A 19947-nucleotide genomic window follows, 5' to 3' on the forward strand; every position below is an offset into this window, starting at 1 on the left:
TCCAGTTTGTAAGCGCTTACGCGCGCCTACCGCGCCGTGTCTCCGGGTGTCTGCTCGTGGTTGGGGACCACCGGATCATGCTCGACCGGAGCCTCCTGCACCAGCGGGGTTGCCACGGTGTTGCCGGACACGTAGTCCTCGGGATCCGGGTAGTCCAGGCCCAGCAGGTGGTTGCGGCCGCGAAGCTCGTCGCGGAAGAGCACATCGCTGCGGAACTTACCCGTCCGATACGCCGCCCGGCCCACCATGTGTGCCGAGATTGGTGCGGTGAGCGCCTGGAACAGGATGATCGAGAACCCCAGCGTGATCGTGCCGATCGTGGGGGTCGAGAAGATCACATCGGCCACCACCAGGATCACACCGAGCACCTGCGGCTTGGTCGCCGCATGCAGACGCGCGAGCACGTCGGAGAAGCGCAGCAGACCCACGCCCGCGGCCAGACACAGCACCGCGGCAGCAAAGACCAGCGCGATGGTCAGGGCGTCGCGCCACCACTCGCCGGTCACGCTTCGGCCTGATTCGACATGAAGCGGGCCACGCTGACCGAGCCCACAATCGCGAACATGGCCAGCACCAGCATCACCGGCAGCGTGTTGGTGTGACGGTTGATGGCCATCTCGGCACCCATCGCACACATCGCGGTCGCAACCAGCACGTCCGAGGCGATCACCCGATCAAGCAGCGAGGGTCCACGCACGATCCGATACACCGCACACAGCGCCGAGGCACCAAACATGGCGATGATGATTCCCAAAATTATGGTCATCGGTTTTTCCTTCCTCGGGCCAGGGCATGCTGCTCGTTGACCCGCACCACCTCGGCCTTGGATCCGATTGCCAGCACCAGGCGGCGTTCGGTGTCCAGAACCTCCTGGATGAAGCGTTGAATGTCTTCCTCGGAGTGCACGTCGATCACGTGCACGTAGAGGATCGAACCCGAACGGTCCAGGTCCACCACGATGGATCCCGGCACAATCGAGATCGCCGTGGAGGTCCACGACATGATCAGGTCCGAACGGGTGTTCAGCGGGATGCCCACGATCGCGTTACCCGGCTTGAAGTTCGGTGCGAAGGCCAGCCAGGCGATCTGAATCGAGGCGCGCAGGATGTCCCAGGCCAGCACCACAAAGAAGACGATCACGCGCCAGGGGTTGACCCGGCCGCTGAGTTCAACTCCGGGGAGATAGAACGTGAACGAAACCCCGAGCGAGACCAGGATGCCGGTGATGATGGTGAGCGGGGTGAAGCTGCCCCAGAGCAGGCACCACAGCAGGAGCAGACCGAGGGCCAGCAGGCCCTGGCTGAGCCCGGCGAGGCGGTGCTTATCGCGAGTCTGTTGTGGCATTAGGGCGATCCCTCCGGGAACACGGCGGAGATGTAGTTATCCACGTTCTCCACCTGGGCGGCCGCACGCTCGGCATAGCCGAAGATGGGGCCGGCGAACACGGTCAGCAGCAGGGTGAGACCCACCATTCCGGTGGTCGCGCCCACCATCAGACGCGAGGTCTGCTTGGTCGCGACGGTCCCCGAGTCCTCGGGGCTCTCGGCCAGGGATTCCAGCAGCGGAGACTGGTAGCCCTCGACCTCACCACGCGAGCGCCAGAAGGCCATGTTCCAGACCCGGGCAAGCGCGTACAGGGTCAGCAGCGAGGTCGCGGCACCGGCGGCAATCAGCACGTAGGAGAGCCAGCTGCCCTCCTCGACGCCGGCCTGGAACAGGCCGATCTTGCCGAGGAAGCCGGAGAATGGCGGGATTCCGCCGAGGTTGAGCGCGCCGAGGAAGAACAGCACCGCCACAAACGGCGCGGCCTTGAGCAGACCGCCCAGGCGCGAAATGGAGGTACTTCCCCCCACGCGCTCGACCAGTCCGGTCGCCAGGAACAGCGTGGTTTGGACCACGATGTGGTGCACCACGTAGAAGATGGTGGCGGTCAGCGCGATGTCGCCGCCGATCGCGATACCAAAGATCATGTACCCGATGTGACTGACCAGGGTGAACGAGAGCAGACGCTTAATATCTGCCTGCATCACCGCACCCATGATGCCCACAAGGAGTGTGAAGAACGCCACCACCATCAACGGTATTCGTAGCGGCACATCCACAAACATCACGGTGTCGGTGCGGATGATCGCGTACACGCCGACCTTGGTCAGCAGGCCCGCGAACACCGCGGTGACCGGCGCGGGCGCCGTGGGATACGAGTCGGGCAGCCAGAAGGACAGCGGGAACACCGCGGCCTTGACCGCGAAGCCCAGCAGCAGCGCCGCGCAGAGGATCGCCTGGACCCCCATCGGCAGCTCGCGCACCCGCTCGGAGATCAGCGCGATGGTCACGGTCCCGGTGGCCCCGTAAATCAGCGCGATGGCGCCCACAAACAGCAGCGAGCTCATCAGGCTGATCACGATGTAGGTCACGCCCGCGCGGATGCGGGCACCGGTACCGCCGAGGGTCAGCAGCACGTAGCTGGCCGCCAGCAGCATCTCGAAGCCGACGTACATGTTGAAGAGGTCGCCGGCCACAAACGCGTCAAACAGACCGGCCGACAGCACCAGGTAGGCGGGGTGGAAGATCGACACCGGGGTCTCGTTGTCGTCGTCCACGATGCCCTGGCCGATCGCGAAGATCAGCACGCCGAGCAGCATCAGGGCGGACACCAGCAGCATGATCGCCGAGAGGCGGTCCACCACCAGCACGATACCCCAGGGCGGTGCCCAGCCGCCGACGTTGACGGTAACGGTGCCGGTCTGATCCACGGCCACCAGCAGGACCGCGGCAATCGCGGTCACCAGGGTCAGTGAGATCAGCGACACAAAGATCTGCACGCGCGGACGCTGACCGAAGATCAGCGCGATCGCGGCACCCAGCAGCGGAATCGTGACAACGAGGGGAACCAGGGCGTTCATCGTCCCACCTCCGTGTCTCGTGCTGTCTGAACCGGGTTGGGTTCGGGGTCATCTTCGTGTTCGTTGGAGGCGTCCAGGACCCGTTGAATGGCCTCATCGTCCTCATCCACCTGGCGGAACGCCTCCTCGGCGTCCTCCTCGGTGTCGTGGGCGTGGTCATCCGGCAGGGTGTCACCCTCGTCGCCGAGCTGCGCGAGCCACCAGGTGCGGTAGATCAGCGCGAGCACAAACGCGGTGATACCGAAGTTGATCACGATCGCGGTGAGGATCAGGATCTGCGGCAGCGGATCCACCATGTCGGCGTCCTCCGGGCCGCCGGTCCACAGCGGCGCATTGCCGTTGGGTCCGCTCATCAGGAAGATCAGGATGTTGGTGGCGTTACCCACCAGCAGGAAGCCGATCAGGAAGCGGGTCAGGCTGCGCTCCATCATCACGTAGATGCCCACCGCGTACATCAGCGACATCAGCAGGACGAGGGTGAGGGATGCACTCATCGGTTGTCCTCTCGGGTGTCGGTCGCGGACGGGGTATCCGGCACAATGGGCACGCGCTGCGTGGCCCAGAGGTCGGTGTTGGGCACCTGCTGGCGCGGGCTGAACTCGTCGGTGCTTTCCTCGGCGATATCGGCCTCGTCCTGTTGCCGGTCGACCTCACCACCGAGCGAGCGCAGGATGTCGAGCACGAGGCCCACGACCACCAGGTAGACACCGATATCGAAGATTGTGGTGGTGCCGATGGAGATGTATCCCAAAACCGGAATATCTGCGGAGAGGTAGGCCGAGGAGAGGATCTCGGAGTCGAAGAACAGCGATCCGATCGCCGATCCCACCGCGAGCACCAGACCCGCACCCAGAAGCTTGCCGGCGTCGATCGGCACGGCCTCGCGCAGCTCGTAGCGGCCGCCGGCCAGGTAGCGGAAGACCAGGGCAAGACCCGCCAGGAGTCCGCCGGCAAAACCGCCACCGGGCGAGTTGTGGCCCACGAAGAGCAGGAAGATCGAGACCACGATGGCCGGGTGGAACATCAGTCGCACCAGCACCTCGAGCAGGATCGAGCGGTTGGCGCTGGCGATCTTGCCACCGCTCACCAGCCAGGACTGACGCGCACCCGGGGTGGCGGGCTGGATGTCCGGATCGGAGAGGACGCTGCGGCGTCCCAGCGCGGTGGCCGGGCGGCGCAGGCCACGACGGCCCTTATCGGCCCGTCCGGAGACAAAGAGCAGGCTGGCGATACCGGTGGCGACCACCACGAGTACGGAAATCTCGCCCATGGTGTCCCAGGCACGAATATCCACCAGGGCCACGTTGACCACGTTCTTGCCGTGGCCCTCGTAGTAGGCCATCTCGGGCAGCTGGGCCGAGATGGGATCGGCGATCCGGGAGCCCAGCGCGATCAGCGCGATGGCCCCCATCACCACACCGGTTCCGATCGCGATCACCGCACGGCGACCGCGGTGGACCCGCTTGGTGAGCTTCTGACTGTTGCCGGGCAGACGGCGCAGCACCAGCACAAAGGCGACGATGGTGATCGTCTCCACCAGTGCCTGGGTGAGCGCCAGGTCGGGGGCACCGTGGAAGGCGAACAGCGCCACCATGCCGAATCCGGTGACACCAACCAGCAGCACGGCGGCCATTCGCTTGCGCGTCCAGGCGGCACCGAGGGTGGCCAGGGCCATCACCAGCGCGATCACCACCTGCTGCGGGTAGTCGTAGAGGCGGAAGGTCGTGGGCCAGACGTTGCCAATCGCGGCGAGGGTTCCGAGCACCAGGACAAAGACCACGAGGATCGTCGAGAGGTACTGCGGCAGACCACCGCGCTGACCGAAGATGGTGACCTTGGCGGAGATCTTGTCCACCGCGCGGGTCACGCTCCAGTAGCCGCGAGAGGAGTCCACCAGCGGGGGCAGCGCCTCCTGCAGGCGGGCCACCTGGGTCTTCTTCCAGAACAGCGCGGCACCGAGGCCCAGGATCGCAATCGAGATAAACAGGGCCGGCTCGAAACCGTGCCAGAGCGCCAGGTGGCCCTCGAGGTGGCCGTCGAAGCTCTCCGGGTAGGGATCCAACCAGGCGTTCAGCGCCGGGGAGAAGATACCCAGCAGAACCGAGACCACCGCGAGCACACCCGGGCCGATCAGGATCGCGGTCGGCGGCTTATGCCACTCGGTCGAGACACAGGCGGCGGTGCGGGTGGCGAAGGCACCCCAGAAGAAGCGGGCCGAGTAGGCGACGGTCAGGATCGAACCCACCGCGGTCCCGATCAGCGCGATCCAACCATAGGGATCCCCGGCCTCGGCGGCCTGCAGGAACGCCCCAAAAATGGACTCCTTGGCCACGAAGCCCAGCAGCGGCGGGATGCCCGCCATCGAGGCAATCGCCAGCGCGGTGATGACCGCGAGTACAGGCATCTTGCGTCCGAGGCCCGAAAGCTGACGCCAGTCTCGGGTACCGGCGGCATGGTCGATGATGCCCACCACCAGGAACAGCGTGGACTTATAGATCGCGTGAGCCAGCAGCAGCGCGGCACCGGCAAGGGCGGCATCCGGGGTACCGAAGCCCACGATGACCATGAGGAAACCGAGCTGGCTGACGGTGCCATAGGCGAGCACCAGCTTGAGGTCGTACTGACGCAGCGAGCGCCAGGCACCCACCAGCATCGTCCAGACACCCAGCCCGATCAGGACCAGCTTCCAGCCGGGTAGGTCGGCATAGCCGGGGGCCAGCCGGGCGATCAGATAGATACCGGCCTTGACCATCGCGGCGGCGTGCAGGTAGGCGGACACCGGGGTGGGCGCGGCCATCGCGGCCGGCAGCCAGAAGTGGAAGGGGACGATCGCGGACTTGGAGATCGCGCCCACGATGATCAGCAGGATCGCGGTGACCGCCATCGGGCCGGTCACCCCGGCCGCGACGATGGCCGAGAGTGAGGTGCTGCCCACCTGCACCGAGATCATGATCACACCGATCAGCATCACCAGGCCACCAAACGTGGTGACCAGCAGCGCCTGAAGGGCCGCACCGCGGCTCTCCTTCTTGCCGGTGTAGTGCCCGATCAGCAGGTAGGAGAGCACGCTGGTGATCTCCCAGAACATGAACATCAGCAGGATGTCATCGGCCGTGACCAGCCCAAACATGGTGCCCGCGAAGGCAAACAGGAACGCCGCGAAGCGCCCCAGTCCCGGCTCCCGCTTGGTGAAGTACTGGGTGCAGTAGAGCAGCACCACGGTGCCCACACCGGTGACAACCAGTGCGAGGAGCCACGCGAGGGTGTCCATGCGGAATGCGAGAGCCAGATCCAGCTGGGGAACCCAGCGGATGGTTTCGGTGATCTCGCCGTGCGTGCGGATCTGTTCGCCCTGCAGCAACGTCCAAATAAATGCCCCAGCGGGCACGAGAGCCACAACGGTGAAAACATGGTTCTTGAGGAACCTGGCAAGAAATGGAGTCGCGACGGAGACAATCAGGAAGATGGTCAGAATCGTCGCCATGAGGTCTCCGTAAGGTAGGTGGCCTGTAGCTTCTAACCTATCAAAACCGGGAAGCTTCTTCGTAATTGAACGACAAAATAACCCGGATCATTCCCCGTTTAGGCCGAAACCTCGGCCAATTCCGGTGTCGGCGAGTGGCGCTCAACCGCCGCCTTCACCCGTCCACGCGCAATCAGGAACAGCACCAAACCGGCCGCGGTGAGGGCGGCCGAGAGGATCGGCAGCGCGCCCAAACCATATGCCGAAAGCAGAATACCTCCGAAGAGTGCGCCGCCTCCGATGCCCAGGTTGAACGCGGTGGTGTAGAACGCACCGGCGTTGTCTCGGTTCTCGGGGGCCGCGGCCCGCAGCATCAGGGTCTGTGCCAGCGGCGGGATCAGGCCGAAGCAGAATCCCCAGATCGCCATCGCGATGGCGGCGATGATCGGTGACTGCGCGGTCATCGCGATCACGCTGACCGCCACCACACAGCCGACCAGGCCGATCGCCAAGCCACGCAGCGGCAGCCGGGAGAAAATACCGCCGGTAAAGAACAGCGAGATCGCACCGAACGCACCGAACCCGAGCAGGGCCACACTCACCAGTTCGGCAGGAATCCCGATAAAGCCGATGAAGAACGGGGTGATGTAGGTGAAGAAGGCGTAGTAACCGGTCATGGTCAGCGCGACCATGATGCAGATCAGCGCCACCGGGAGCACCGAGCCGGGCACCTTATTACCGGCGGCATCGGTCTTGGCGGCCTTCGGGGTGACCGGGTCCTGGGCCACCTTGGGGAGGAAGAAGAACACGGCCAGCGCGCCGAGCGCGAGGGCCACGGCGACCGCGCCGAACGCAACCCGCCAGCCCACCGCGTGGCCGAGGGCGGTGCCCAGCGGGACACCGAGGATCATGGCGAGGGTTCCGCCGGTCAGCGCGATGGTGATCGCACGACCGATCAGGTGCGGGGCCACCAGGCGCGAGGCATAGGCCGGGGTCAGCGACCAGAACATACCGTGCGCCACCCCACCGAGGATCCGGGCAAACACGATGGCCGGATAGCTCGGCAATACCGCGGTCAGCACGTTACACAGTGCCAGGGTCAGCAGGATCGCGACCATCAGCGTGTGCCGGGGCAGACGCCGGGTCACCCGAATCATCGTGGTGCTGGTGAGCACCACGGTGAAGGCAAAAATGGTCACCAGCAATCCCACCTGGGATTCGGTCACACCCAGGTCGGCGCTCATCTCGGGCAGCAGCCCGGTGGGCATCATCTCGCTGGTAATGGAGAGGAAAACGGAGACCGACAGGGCGATCAAACCCAGCATCGGCAGCGCATTTGAGCGCACGGGTGTCGTGGTTGAAGAGGTCATCAGGAAAATTTCCGGAATGGCGTTCACTCGGGCCGGGACTGTGCCTCGGGCGGCGAGTTCGTCTGCGCGCTGATGTGCGCGCCCAGGGCTCTCGGGGACTGCCGGAACCATATATCAGGGTACAGGGTTGGCCCGGAATACGCATCTACCCCGTTGAGGCAATACTCTAGAGCGGTGACCAACAACACCGCCCCCGCAGAACTGAACCACTGGGTAATCACCCTCGTATGTGCCGACCAGCCCGGCATCGTCCACGATGTGAGTGGATCGATCGTCGCCGCCCGCGGCAACATCACCGAGAGCCAGCAGTTCTCCAGCGCCGACACCGGCCGCTTCTTTATGCGCCTGCAGGTCGAGTCCGCCGCCTCCTATGAGGAGTTTGCCGCGGCCCTCGCCCCGGTCGTGGAGCGCTTTGACGCGACCTGGACCCTGGACCGCGTGGGTCGTCCGCTGCGCACCCTGGTGCTGGCCAGCAAGGCCGGCCACTGTGTCAACGACCTGCTGTTCCGTCAGCGCGGCGGGCAGCTGCCGGTGGAGATTCCGCTGGTGCTCGCCAACCACGACGTGCTGGGCGACCTCGCCGAGTTCTACGGCGTCCCGTTCGAGTCCCACGCGGTCACCGGCCCCGAGAGCAAGGCGGCGTTTGAGGCGCGCGTGCTTGAAGCCGTCGAGGAGCACAACATCGAACTCGTGGTCCTCGCCCGCTACATGCAGATCCTCTCCCCCGAGCTGTGCGAGGCACTCGCCGGCAAGGCCATCAACATTCACCACTCCTTCCTGCCCGGCTTCAAGGGCGCAAACCCCTACCGTCAGGCGCACGCCCGCGGCGTGAAGCTGATCGGTGCCACCGCGCACTTTGTGACCAGCGACCTGGATGAGGGCCCGATCATCGAGCAGAACGTGGTGCGCGTGGACCACTCCCGCTCCCCCGAACAGCTGATCTCGATCGGTCAGGACGAGGAGAGCCGGACGCTGACCCAAGCCGTGCGCTGGTTCGCCGAGGACCGCATCCTGCTGGACGGCGATCGCACCATCATCTTCCGCTAGATCGACGTCGGCCAACACCACGGCGCGCTGCCCCTCGGGGTGGCGCGCCGTTGTTTTTTCACGGCCGGAGAAACACACAACAAACCCTCGGCGAGTCCAAAGCCTGGGACCCTACATTGTGGACGGGTGCCACAGAGCCATCCGGCCGGGCCAGAAAATTGGGAGTCTTCATGAAGCGTCGTACGGCACTGATCACGGTCGGGGGAACGGTCCTGGTGGCCGCCGGACTGGTGGTTGCGGTCCCGAACCTGATGCACCCGGGGCACCCGCACCATGCCGATTCGCGGGCACTCGCCTCCACGATCTCCGCGACGCATCCGGCACCGCAGGCGACACCGGCCCCGGGTACACCGGCCGCGGGAAGCGGCGCCGCACCCTCCAGCCGCTTCAACCTCGCCGACTGGGAGCTGCAGCTGCCCACCGGCCCCCAGGGCGACCCCACCACCATTTCGCCCACGGCCCTTACCGGCGGCTACACAAACCAGGACTACTTTTTCCTCAACTCGGCCGGGCAGATGACGTTCTGGGCACCCGAAAACGGGGTCCACACCCCGCACTCGCAGTACGGACGCAGCGAACTGCGCCAGATGAACCCGGACGGTTCCCTCGCCGAGTGGAAGGTCACCGAAAACCACACTCTCAGCGCCACCGTCGCGGTCCCCGATGTGACCAAGCGGGTGTGCGTGGGGCAGGTGCACCTGGGCACCGGCGGCCCCTCCACCAAGGTGGTCACCGAACTGTTCTACGATGCCGACGGACAGATCACCCTGGGCGTCGCCAAATCTCCCGACGGCGGTCAGACCATGTATCCACTGGGCACCGTCGCGCTCGGCCAGAACTGGACCTATTCGATCACCGTGGATAATCACCGGCTCCGGGTGAGTGTCAACGGCACAGAAACCAGCTACCCAATCCCCGCCTCCTTCGACCGATACAACGTGTACTTCAAGGCCGGTTCCTACAACCAGTCCTCCTCGGACAGCGCCACCAATGGCGCCCGGGTGGAGTTCTCCGCGCTCTCGCTGAGCTAGGCGAGCCGGCGGGCGGGGTCCCGATGCCGGACTGAGCGTCGGAATCCCGTAGACTATGCGGGTGTCAGACGTAACCCCTCGCCCCGCCTTTGCTCCCAACGATATTCTTCGACTCTTCCTGGAGCTCGCCGCGGTGGTCATCGTCGCGATTTGGGGATTCACCTCCTGGCCCTTCCCCTGGAACATCGCCTTTGGTATCGCGGCCCCCGCCCTCGTGGTGCTGATCTGGGCGCTGTTCCAGTCGCCGCGCGCCGTGATCCACTTTGATGTCTTCGGTCGCGCGCTGATCGAGATCATCGTGATGTTTGGTGCCTCGCTGGCGCTGTGGCACCTGGGTAGCTGGATCGGTGCCGTGATCCTCGCGGTCATCTCCACCGTTTCGGGCCTGGTTCACGGCCTGCGTAGCCTCAACCGGTAACACCACGCCGCGGTCCGCGCGGCACCGGTGTTCGCCCGGGTAATCCGGCGTCTCACGAGTGTGCCCGCACACGGGCACTCGGTAGGATGCCCCTATGCTCTCCGAATTGCGCGCGGTTCTTGGCGACCGCCTCGACACCTCCCCCGCCGCACTCGAGATCGTTCGCAGCGACCGCTCGGGCTACGTGTCGGCCGGGGCACCAGTCGGCATCGTGCATGCCGAATCCGTCGAGGATGTCCAGGCCACGCTGCGCTGGGCGCACACCCACCAGGTGCCCGTGGTCACCCGCGGCGCGGGCACGGGTCTGGCCGGGGCCGCCACCGCGGGTCCCGGAGAGATTGTGCTCTCGACCGCGCGGATGACCCGGATCCACGAGATTAACGACGTGGACCTGCTCGCGGTGATCGAGCCGGGTATCATCAACGCCGACCTCAACGCGGTGCTCGCCGAGCACGGCCTGTGGTTTGCCCCGGACCCCGCCTCCCGTGCCATCTCCACCGTCGGCGGTAACATCGCCACCAATGCCGGCGGGCTGCTGTGCGCCAAGTACGGGGTGACCCGGGAGGCCGTGCTGGCCCTCGATGTGGTCCTCGCCGATGGCTCGCTGATCTCGATGGGACATCGCAGCGTCAAGGGGGTCACCGGCCTCGACCTGACAGCACTCATGGTGGGCTCCGAGGGTCTTCTCGGCGTCATCGTGGGTGCCACCGTCCGGCTGCGGCGCGCGGTTCCCGGGCCGGTACACACCATCGCCGCCTACTTCCCCAGTGTGCGCGACGCCGCCGAGGCGTCCGTCGCGATCGGTCGCGCGGGTCTCACCCCGGCCATCATGGAGCTGCTGGATGCGACCTGCCTCGCCACCGTGCACGCCCATCTGGGCCTCCCCACTCCGCCATTCGGACAGAGCCAGCTGGTGCTGCGCACCGACGGTCCCGATGCGCGCGAGGCCGCCGAGGCGGCGCTGGGGATTCTGCGGGCCCACGGCGCAACGGCCGAACTCGCCGCCACCGAACGGGACGGTGAGGACCTCCTGGTCGTGCGCCGGGCGATGCACCCGGCACTGGAAACCCTCGGTTATCCGCTGATCGAGGATGTGAGTGTCCCCCGCTCCAAGCTCGCCGAGATGTTTGATGCGATCGCCGAGGTATCCACGCGCTTCGATATCCCGATTCCCACGCTCTCCCACGCCGGCGACGGGAACCTGCACCCCAACCTGATTGTGGACGGACCCGAGGTGCCCGAACGCGTCTGGGAGGCGGCACACGCACTCTTCCAGGCCTGCCTGGAGCTCGGCGGAACCCTCTCCGGGGAGCACGGCATCGGGGTGCTCAAGCAGCGCTGGCTGGCCGAGGAACTGGGCGAGACCCAGCATGAGCTCCAGAAACGGATCAAGCTGGCGTTTGATCCACTCAACATCCTGAACCCGGGGAAGGTGTTTGCGCGGTCCTGAGGTAGGGCGCATCGCACGCACCCGGGAGTGATCCCCCAGTCGGGTCTGCTACGCTCGCCGAGCACCCGAACCGAAAGACTGTTATGCACCTGCTCACCCCACGCCGCCTCGCCCTGGTTCCGATTCTGCTTGTCGGGGTGATCGGACTCGCCGGTTGTTCGGCCGGCGATCCGGCCCCCTCGCCGTCCTCCACCGCGCAGTCGGCACCCCGGGTAGAACCCTTCCCCTCACCCACCACCTCTCCCACGGGTGACCCGGTGGATCTGGCAACCGCCTGCGCCACCGCCAATGAGGCGCTCAACACCGCCTATCCGGCAAACTCCACGGTCAACCCGACCGAGGATCCGGCGGGCGCGTTCGCGACCCTGCGCGCCACCAACATCGAGCTCTCCAACGCGTTCAACACGATCAATAATGACGAGGTCCGCAAGGCCGGCCTCGAACTCACCACCACCGCCGCCGCGATGGCTAACGTCCTTCAGCAGGGCCAGACCGATCCCAGCAAGGTGGACCTGGACAAGCTCTCCACCGCGGAAAAGGCGGCCAAGGACGCCGATGCGGCGTTCCTCAAGCTCTGCCCGAGCGCCACGCCCCCGGCAACCACACCCGCCGGCTAGCCTCGCGCACGCCAAAACGGCCCCGTCGGATCCGAAGATCCGACGGGGCCGTTTTTGCCGGGGATGAGCCCGCGCTGCTACCGGGGACTAGCCCAGGCGAGCCTGGAGGTTCGCGGTGATCGACGCGAGGAATTCCTCGGTGGTCTGGTAGGCCTGGTCCGGGCCAACCAGGAGCGCGAGGTCCTTGGTCATCTTGCCGGATTCGACGGTCTTGATCACGACGTCTTCGAGGGTGTTCGCGAAGTCGATCAGCTCCTGGTTGCCGTCCAGCTTGCCACGGTGGGCGAAGCCACGGGTCCAGGCGAAGATCGAGGCGATCGGGTTGGTCGAGGTCGGCTTGCCTGCCTGGTGCTGACGGTAGTGACGGGTCACGGTACCGTGGGCGGCCTCGGCCTCCACAACCTTGCCGTCCGGAGTCGACAGAACCGAGGTCATCAGACCCAGCGAGCCGAAGCCCTGAGCCACGGTGTCGGACTGCACGTCACCGTCGTAGTTCTTGCAGGCCCAGACGTAACCGCCCTCCCACTTCATTGCCGAGGCAACCATGTCATCGATCAGGCGGTGCTCGTAGGTGAGGCCCGCGGCGTCGAAGTCGGCCTTGAACTCGGCCTCGAAGATCTCCTGGAAGATGTCCTTGAAGCGACCGTCATAGGCCTTCAGGATGGTGTTCTTGGTCGAGAGGTAAACCGGGTAGTTACGGCTCAGACCGTAGTTCAGCGAGGCGCGAGCGAAGTCGCGGATCGAGGAGTCGAGGTTGTACTGAACCTGGGCAATACCGTCGCTGGGTGCCTGGTAAACCTCGAACTTCTGAGCTTCGCCACCGTCCTTGGGGGTGAACTCAACGGTCAGGGTGCCCTCACCCTGGAACAGGAAGTCGGTCGCACGGTACTGGTCGCCGAAGGCGTGACGGCCGATGATGATCGGCTTGTTCCAGCCCGGAACCAGACGCGGGATGTTGGAGATGATGATCGGCTCGCGGAAGATCACGCCGCCGAGGATGTTGCGGATGGTGCCGTTGGGGCTCTTCCACATCTTCTTCAGACCGAACTCCTCAACCCGAGCCTCGTCCGGGGTGATGGTTGCGCACTTCACGCCGACGCCGTGCTTCTGGATCGCGTGAGCGGCATCGATGGTGATCTGGTCGTCGGTAGCGTCGCGCGACTCGATACCCAGGTCGTAGTACTCCAGGTTCACGTCGACATAGGGGTGAATCAGGGTGTCCTTGATGGACTGCCAGATGATGCGGGTCATCTCGTCGCCGTCGAGCTCGACAACGGTTCCCTCAACCTTGATTTTGCTCATAAGAGTGCTCCTCAGAAACGGGCCGGGTCCGGCCATCAGCCAGCTTACCGGAGCGAGCGAATTATCTCGACATCGAGACAGATTCGATGGGTGAACATCCAGTATCCAGAGTATTCGCGCCCACGGGCTACCACTGTCGGAAGGGTGGGGCTACCCTAGGGATATGACCGACCTACGCCTTGAGGAACTTTCGGCCACGACCATCGTCGCGGTAAACGCCCTGACCCTGAAGCCCGGACAGGAGCAGTTTGTTGCGCCCGTCTCCTACTCGGTAGCCGCCGCCGTCACCGACCCATCCACCACCTGGCAGCGCGTGGTTCTGCGCGATAACAAGGTGGTCGGCTTCATCCAGGGTTCCTTCGACGATGACTCCCCCAGCGAGGAGTTCCGCAGCGTGCTCTGGCGGATCAACGTGGACGCCGATGCTCAGGGCGAGGGCGTGGGCACCTTCGCGGTCGACGCCCTGACCGAGGAGGCCCGCAAGCGCGGCTTCGACCACGTCAGCGTGATCTATGAGCCCGGCGACCTGGGTCCCGATGTCTTCTTCCGCCAGGTCGGCTTCGAGCCCGTGGGTGAAACCGCCTACGGCGAGGTCCTGGCCCGCCGCAGCATCTAGGTGACGGTTCCCGAGTCGAGCGAACCCGAATTCCGGGTAGTCCTCCCCGTCATCGATGATCCCGAGGCGTTCCTCGAGGCCGTCTATCGTGTGGTGTTGGCGATCCCTCCGGGACGCGTGATGAGCTATGGTGGGGTCGCCGCGGCGATGGGGACCCGCGCCGCACGCCAGGTGGGTGCGATCATGGCCCGGCAGGGCAATGATCTGCCCTGGTGGCGGGTGATCCGTGCCGATGGGACGCTGCCCACCCATTTGGCCGAGGCTGCCCTGGAACACTGGGAGGCCGAGGGCACCGCACTGCGCCGGCTGGGTGGACATCCGCGGCCAACGAAATCGGCCTTTGTGACCCGGGTCGAGGCGGAGTTTGAGACGGACGCCGTGCCCCGGTCGTGATCTGAAGCCCACATTCGGCGTTTTCCGGTCCCCCAAATGGGGAACATGGGAAGGGGATCGCCTAAATCATTACCGAATCGTTGCAATTCGGGAATGTGTCACCGAGGCAACTTAACTCCGCATTATCACGCGGTTTTTGCGCCCGAGGTGGTAAAAATCATCCCCGAGGACGACACACGCCACGCCTGCGTACGATGTTCGTCACAGGAAAGCGCGTTGTAATGGAATTATGCAACGTGTTTGGTCTTCTGCTCGCATTCTTTCCTTCGCCGCCCTCTCCGTGGTCGGGGTGATTGGGCTTGCCGGATGCGGAACCGTCAACACCCTGATTGCCGATCCGAAGTCCGCGATCTACCCCACCTATAAGGAATTTGCGCCGGAGGCCGAAAAGCTCGCGCCGACCCCGTTCATCCCCGAAGACTCCACAAACATCCGGATCAAGTCGCACCCGTCCACCCCGGGAACCCTGATCACCTTCCACACCGACTCTCCGCTGCCCGAGGGCGTATGCAAGCCCGGTGAGCGTCCCGAGTCGCCCGGGCTGAACGACACCTGGTGGCCCACCGAGGTCCCCAAGGAGGTCCAGATCTGCGGAGACTGGAGCGTCTTCTCGGCCTTCGGTAACTACTACGGCGAGACGATGGTCTCCCCCAAGTAATCAGTCGATTCCAGACAAACGGCGAGGGTGCCACGGATATTTCCGTGGCACCCTCGCCGTTTTGACGTCCGGGACTAGACCAGCGAGTTCCGCCAGGCCGCATGCAGCTTGGCAAAGCGACCGGTCCCGCTGATCAACGCCGCGGGGGTATCGTCCTCGACGATCTGGCCCTGCTCCATCACGAGCACCCGGTCGGCGATGGCGACCGTGGACAGTCGGTGCGCGATGATCACCGCGGTCCGCGAGGCGAGCAGGGTCTGCAGTGCGTTCTGCACCGCGCGCTCACCCGGGATGTCGAGCGAGGCGGTGGCCTCATCCAGCAGCAGCACCGCGGGATCGGCGAGGAACGCACGGGCAAACGAAACCAGCTGACGCTGACCCGCCGACAGGCGTCCACCACGCTTATTCACGTCGGTATCAAAGCCGGCGGGCATCGCCTCGATGAAGGTGTCGGCGCCCACCGCACGGGCTGCTTCGATGATCTGCTCGCGGGTGGCATCGGGGTTTCCCAGCGCAATGTTATCGGCGATGGTGCCCGAGAACAGGTACGCCTCCTGGGTGACCATAACCACCGCGCGGCGCAGGTGCGCATCATCCAGATCGCGCAGGTCCACCCCGTCCAGCGTGACCCGGCCCGAGGTCGGGTCGTAGAAGCGGGACATGAGCTTGGCCAGCGTGGTCTTGCCCGCGCCGGTGGCCCCCACCAGGGCGATGGTCTGCCCGGCGGGGATCTCCAGCGAGAACTTCGGCAGGATCTCGACCCCGTTGCCATACCCAAACGTGGTCTCCCGGAACTCCAGGTGACCGCGCGGTGTGTGCAGCGCGACCGGAGCCTGGGGTGCGGGCACGCCCGGCTCCTCCTCCAGCACACCCGAGATCTTCTCCAGTGCGGCCGCGGCCGACTGATAGGAGTTGTAGAACATGGCCATGTCCTCAACCGGATCGAAGAAGCGCTTGGCGTAGAGGACCGCGGCCAGCAGTGTGCCGATCGCGATGGCACCACCGGCCACCCGCAGGCCACCAACCAGCACGATCACGGCCACCGAGACATTGGCGATCAGGATCAGGCCCGGATCGAAGATTCCGAACAGGCCGATCACCCGGGCGTTAATCCCGCGCAGGTTCTCGACCTTCTCGCCGAACTCCTCCTCGTTGCGGCGCCGGGCACGGAAGGCCTTGACCGCGCGGATGCCGGTCATGGTCTCGACAAACTTCACGATGGTCTGGGCCGAGGCCACCCGCTGCTGACGGAACAGCACCTGCGAGCGGCGCTGGAACCAGCGGCCGAGTAGGAGTAGCGGGATCAGCGCGATCGCGATCACCAGGGCGCTAATCGGGTCCAGCAGGACCATCGCAACCGCGGTAAACGACATGTAGAGCACGCCGGACACCAGCTGGTTGATGCCGGAGTCCAGCAGCTCGCGGATCGCGTCGAGGTCACTGGTCTGGCGCGAGATGATCCGGCCGGAGGTGTAGCTCTCGTGGAAGTCGAGGCTCAGGTCCTGGGTGTGCGCAAACACGCGCAGGCGCAGATCCAGCAGGATCGCCTGGCTCACCCGGGCGCTGAGAATCGTGTACCAGGAGATGAGCACGGCGCCCACGATACCCGAGGCCAGCAGCGCCCCCACGGCCAGGAAGGCGGGGCCCCAGTCGGCCTGATCCAGCACCGCGGGCAGCGCCTTGTTCAGCCCGAACGCGATCAGCGCGGGGCCGGCCACCTGCGCGGCGGTCGAGAGAATCACGACCACCATGGTCAGGATGACCCGGCCGCGGACCGGCCGCACCAGCTCACCCAGGAGCTTCAGGGATCGCTTACGGATCCGTGCGGATTCCTCGGGGGTCAGCGAGGAGCGTTCCTCGCCGCTCACCCCCTGCACGGTGTTGTCACTCATCGGGTGTTCTCCTCGTCCAAACTGGACAGTACAAATCGGTATTCGGCGCTGCGTTCCAGCAGCTCACGGTGGGTGCCCGCATCGTGGATGCGACCCTCGTGCAGCAGAACCACATGGTCGGCGGTCTGCACGGTCGAGGGGCGGTGGGCCACGATCAGGGTTGAGGTGGTGCCGTAGTCGCGGCGCATCCCCTCCTCCACCCGGGCCTCGGTGTTCACATCCAGTGCCGAGAGCGGGTCGTCGAGGACCAGGATCTTCGGGTCGGTGGCCAGGGCTCGGGCCAGGGCCACGCGCTGGCGCTGACCGCCGGAGAGGCTCATGCCCTCCTCGCCCACCACGGTTTCCACACCCTCGGGGAGGCGACGGACAAAGTCCGCCTGGGCCACGTCGAGGGCGCGATCCAGCGACTTCTGGGCGGTCTCCGGATCGGTCTTGGTGTCGTCCCGGCCCAGCAGCACATTGTCGCGGATCGAGGCGCTGAAGAGCGTGGGCTCCTCAAACGCCACCGACTGATTGGCGTAGATGTCGTCGCGGTTGAGCTCGCGCAGGTCGATCCCATCCAGGCGGATGGATCCTCCGGTCACCTCATAGAGGCGCGAGGCAAGGGCGGTCAGCGTGGACTTGCCCGATCCGGTCAGGCCCACCACGGCCACGGTTTGACCCGGTTCCACGGTGAAGGAGACCCCGTCCAGCAGGTCGGGGGTGCCCTCGGGGGCGTCGGGGAAGCGGAAGTGAACGTTGTCGAACTCCAGGCGTCCGCGAGGGTTCTCGATGTGCTTCGGTGCCTCGGGATCGGCCAGGGTGATCGGTTCGTCCATGACCTCAAAGAAACGGTCGGTCGCGGCACGCGCGTCCAGGGTCATCGCCAGCAGGAAGCCGATGGATTCCAGCGGGAAACGCAGGATCGTCGCGGTGGCGAAGAACGCAAAGAGCTCGCCCACGCTGATCTGGCCCTGGCTGGCCAGCCAGATGCCACCGAGCAGACACAGCGCGAAGCCGATGTCCGGCAGCAGCACGAGCCAGAGCCAGATGCCCGCGAGGGCCTTTGCCTTTTTGATCTCGGTGCCCTGGAGGTCCTGGGCCTGACGGGTGAATCCACGCAGCGCGTGCCGGCCACGGCCGAAGGCCTTGAGGACCCGGATGCCGTGCACCGATTCCTCGACCGAGGTGGCCAGGTCGCCGGTCTGGTCCTGGCTCAGCCGAGCCACCACCGCGTAGCGCTTTTCAAACGCGAAGCCGTAGATCCAGATCGGCACCGAGATCAGCAGGAAGATCCCGCCGAGCAGCGGATGCCAGGTGAACAGCACCGCGGTACCCACCACGATGGTGACCAGGTTCACAAACAGCAGGATGATGCCGAAGGCAAGCCAGCGACGAATCAAACCCAGATCGGTGCCCTGGCGAGAGAGCAGCTGACCGGATTGCCAGCGGTCGTGGAAGGACACCGGCAGATCCTGCAGGCGCTCATACATCGCGTTGCGCATCGCGGCCTCGACGTGGGTACCGGGGGTCAGCACCAGCCAGCGGCGCACGGCCACGGTGGCCGCCTCGGCCACACCGAGCGCCAGCACGATCCCGGCCGCGCCGATGATCAGTGCGGTGTCGCGGGAGGCCAGCGGGCCATCCACGAGCTCACGCAGCACCAGCGGGATCGCCAGTGCCAGCAGCCCCGCGAACAGGCCGGCCACGCCGCCGAGCGCGAGGCGCGGCAAAGCGGGACGTGCGTATTCGCGCAGGCGCCACAGGGAAGAAAAAACAGAAGGTGAAGACATGCGTACCCGGAAGGTCGAAATATGGCCCCGCCACCGAGAAAATGAACATCGATGTACGAGGGTGACGCCGGGTCCCGGCGAACAGCCTTTCAGGATATCGTCAGGTTACGAAAAATCTCAAGCCGATGCCGCGTTATTTTCCGCGCCCGCTCACGCCTCGGACTCGTGAGTGGCGACCACTACCTCGACGCCGGCGGCGGCGAACTGGCCCGCAATCTCGGGGTCCAGGGGCTGATCGGTAACCAGCACGTCGATCACGTCCAGCGGACAGATTCGGGCAAAGGTGGATCGTAAAATCTTGGTGGAATCGGCCACCACGATCACCCGAGCTCCCACCTCGGCGAAGATTCGGCTCACCTCGGCCTCACTCTCATGCACGGTGGTTGCCCCAAATTTCGGGCCCAGCCCGTCCACGCCGAGGACCACAACGTCGAGGGCAAACTCGGTCAGGGTATCCCGCACCAGCGGCCCCACCAGTTCGTAGGATTGGGCTCGCGCGACGCCCCCGGTCACCGTGATTTTCACGTTCCGGCGCAGCGAGAGTTCATAGGCGATATTGAGGGCGTTGGTCACCAGGGTCAGCCCCGGCTCACCGTCCTCACGCACAAACCGCTCGCTCTTGGCCAGCTGCCTCGCCACCTCGGTGGTGGTGGTTCCCCCATTGATCCCCACGGTCGCACCGGTGGGAATGAGGGCCGCGGTCGCCCGGGCGATGGCGATCTTGGCCTCGGCCTGCAGGGCGATCTTGTACTGCAGCGGCAGCTCGTATCCGGTGCTCAGCGCGGAGGCCCCACCGTGGGTGCGGGTGACCAGTCGCTGTTCGGCGAGCGTGGTGAGATCGCGCCTTGCGGTCGCGGCCGACACCTCAAACTCGGCCACGATTTCGGCGATCGACACGTTGCCGCGTTCCCCCACAAAGTCGAGGAGTCGGTTGAGTCGCTGCTGGGTAGTCACGGGGCCATCATATCTGTCGTTTCGTTCACGGCGGTCACGATCAATTTGATCGAACTTGATT

The 19947-nt window shown here is 65.4% G+C and carries 19 protein-coding genes; 8 read left to right on the forward strand and 11 right to left on the reverse strand.

Going from position 1 to position 19947, the window contains the following annotated elements; all coding sequences use genetic code 11:
• Nucleotides 1-26 precede the first annotated feature (26 nt).
• The 7 genes from mnhG to M2390_RS14995 form a co-directional block, all read right to left on the reverse strand.
• Nucleotides 27-506 (reverse strand): monovalent cation/H(+) antiporter subunit G, encoded by a 480-nt coding sequence (gene mnhG, locus M2390_RS14965; protein ID WP_081863931.1) that lies wholly within the window; start codon nt 504-506, stop codon nt 27-29.
• On the reverse strand, nt 503-766 hold the full coding sequence (locus tag M2390_RS14970) for a monovalent cation/H+ antiporter complex subunit F (protein ID WP_121687419.1): 264 nt from the start codon (nt 764-766) through the stop codon (nt 503-505). The genes mnhG and M2390_RS14970 overlap by 4 nt, the downstream gene beginning before the upstream one ends.
• Nucleotides 763-1344, reverse strand: a complete 582-nt coding sequence (locus tag M2390_RS14975; protein WP_259179903.1) for a Na+/H+ antiporter subunit E — start codon at nt 1342-1344, stop codon at nt 763-765. Before M2390_RS14975 ends, M2390_RS14970 begins: the two co-directional genes overlap by 4 nt.
• Entirely contained in the window at nt 1344-2903 is a 1560-nt protein-coding gene (locus M2390_RS14980) for a Na+/H+ antiporter subunit D (protein WP_259179904.1), read from the reverse strand. Before M2390_RS14980 ends, M2390_RS14975 begins: the two co-directional genes overlap by 1 nt.
• Complete coding sequence (locus M2390_RS14985; protein ID WP_259179906.1) at nt 2900-3397, reverse strand: sodium:proton antiporter; 498 nt, start codon at nt 3395-3397, stop codon at nt 2900-2902. The genes M2390_RS14980 and M2390_RS14985 overlap by 4 nt, the downstream gene beginning before the upstream one ends.
• Nucleotides 3394-6387 (reverse strand): Na+/H+ antiporter subunit A, encoded by a 2994-nt coding sequence (locus tag M2390_RS14990; protein WP_259179910.1) that lies wholly within the window; start codon nt 6385-6387, stop codon nt 3394-3396. Before M2390_RS14990 ends, M2390_RS14985 begins: the two co-directional genes overlap by 4 nt.
• 98 nt (nt 6388-6485) lie before the next feature.
• The gene (locus tag M2390_RS14995; protein WP_259179911.1) at nt 6486-7736 is read right to left on the reverse strand and encodes an MFS transporter; all 1251 of its coding nucleotides are present in this window, start codon (nt 7734-7736) and stop codon (nt 6486-6488) included.
• Nucleotides 7737-7910: 174 nt separating this feature from the next.
• Between M2390_RS14995 and purU the strand changes: the two genes are divergently transcribed.
• The 5 genes from purU (at nt 7911) to M2390_RS15020 (ending at nt 12299) form a co-directional block, all read left to right on the forward strand.
• Nucleotides 7911-8783: a formyltetrahydrofolate deformylase gene (gene purU / locus M2390_RS15000; protein WP_245991850.1), complete on the forward strand. Its 873-nt coding sequence runs from the start codon at nt 7911-7913 to the stop codon at nt 8781-8783.
• 170 nt (nt 8784-8953) lie between these two features.
• A complete protein-coding gene (locus M2390_RS15005) occupies nt 8954-9814 on the forward strand; it encodes a polysaccharide lyase family 7 protein (RefSeq protein ID WP_259179912.1) in 861 nt (286 codons plus the stop codon).
• Nucleotides 9815-9875: 61 nt separating this feature from the next.
• Nucleotides 9876-10232, forward strand: a complete 357-nt coding sequence (locus M2390_RS15010) for a YrdB family protein (RefSeq protein WP_259179915.1) — start codon at nt 9876-9878, stop codon at nt 10230-10232.
• 94 nt (nt 10233-10326) lie between these two features.
• On the forward strand, nt 10327-11682 hold the full coding sequence (locus M2390_RS15015; RefSeq protein ID WP_259179918.1) for an FAD-binding oxidoreductase: 1356 nt from the start codon (nt 10327-10329) through the stop codon (nt 11680-11682).
• Nucleotides 11683-11765: 83 nt separating this feature from the next.
• Nucleotides 11766-12299, forward strand: a complete 534-nt coding sequence (locus tag M2390_RS15020) for a hypothetical protein (RefSeq protein WP_259179920.1) — start codon at nt 11766-11768, stop codon at nt 12297-12299.
• 87 nt (nt 12300-12386) lie between these two features.
• Here the strand turns inward: M2390_RS15020 and M2390_RS15025 are convergent, their stop codons facing one another.
• Nucleotides 12387-13601, reverse strand: a complete 1215-nt coding sequence (locus M2390_RS15025) for an NADP-dependent isocitrate dehydrogenase (RefSeq protein WP_259179922.1) — start codon at nt 13599-13601, stop codon at nt 12387-12389.
• A 163-nt stretch (nt 13602-13764) separates the two neighbouring features.
• Here M2390_RS15025 and M2390_RS15030 point away from each other — a divergent pair, with 163 nt between their 5' ends.
• The 3 genes from M2390_RS15030 to M2390_RS15040 all read left to right on the forward strand — a co-directional run bounded on the left by M2390_RS15030 (nt 13765) and on the right by M2390_RS15040 (nt 15268).
• A complete protein-coding gene (locus M2390_RS15030; protein WP_259179923.1) occupies nt 13765-14217 on the forward strand; it encodes a GNAT family N-acetyltransferase in 453 nt (150 codons plus the stop codon).
• A complete protein-coding gene (locus M2390_RS15035; RefSeq protein ID WP_259179926.1) occupies nt 14218-14610 on the forward strand; it encodes an MGMT family protein in 393 nt (130 codons plus the stop codon). It begins immediately after the preceding gene.
• A gap of 229 nt (nt 14611-14839) precedes the next feature.
• Nucleotides 14840-15268, forward strand: a complete 429-nt coding sequence (locus tag M2390_RS15040; protein WP_259179929.1) for a hypothetical protein — start codon at nt 14840-14842, stop codon at nt 15266-15268.
• A 74-nt stretch (nt 15269-15342) separates the two neighbouring features.
• Here the strand turns inward: M2390_RS15040 and M2390_RS15045 are convergent, their stop codons facing one another.
• The 3 genes from M2390_RS15045 to M2390_RS15055 all read right to left on the reverse strand — a co-directional run bounded on the left by M2390_RS15045 (nt 15343) and on the right by M2390_RS15055 (nt 19886).
• Complete coding sequence (locus M2390_RS15045) at nt 15343-17160, reverse strand: ABC transporter ATP-binding protein (RefSeq protein WP_259179930.1); 1818 nt, start codon at nt 17158-17160, stop codon at nt 15343-15345.
• Entirely contained in the window at nt 17157-18932 is a 1776-nt protein-coding gene (locus M2390_RS15050; RefSeq protein ID WP_259179931.1) for an ABC transporter ATP-binding protein, read from the reverse strand. Before M2390_RS15050 ends, M2390_RS15045 begins: the two co-directional genes overlap by 4 nt.
• Nucleotides 18933-19082: 150 nt before the next feature.
• Nucleotides 19083-19886 carry a DeoR/GlpR family DNA-binding transcription regulator gene (locus M2390_RS15055; RefSeq protein WP_259179932.1) on the reverse strand — a complete coding sequence of 268 codons (804 nt, stop codon included), beginning with the start codon at nt 19884-19886 and terminating at the stop codon, nt 19083-19085.
• Between the last annotated feature and the right edge of the window lie 61 nt (nt 19887-19947).

This window comes from Mycetocola sp. BIGb0189, assembly GCF_024810155.1.
Lineage (GTDB): Bacteria > Actinomycetota > Actinomycetes > Actinomycetales > Microbacteriaceae > Mycetocola > Mycetocola lacteus.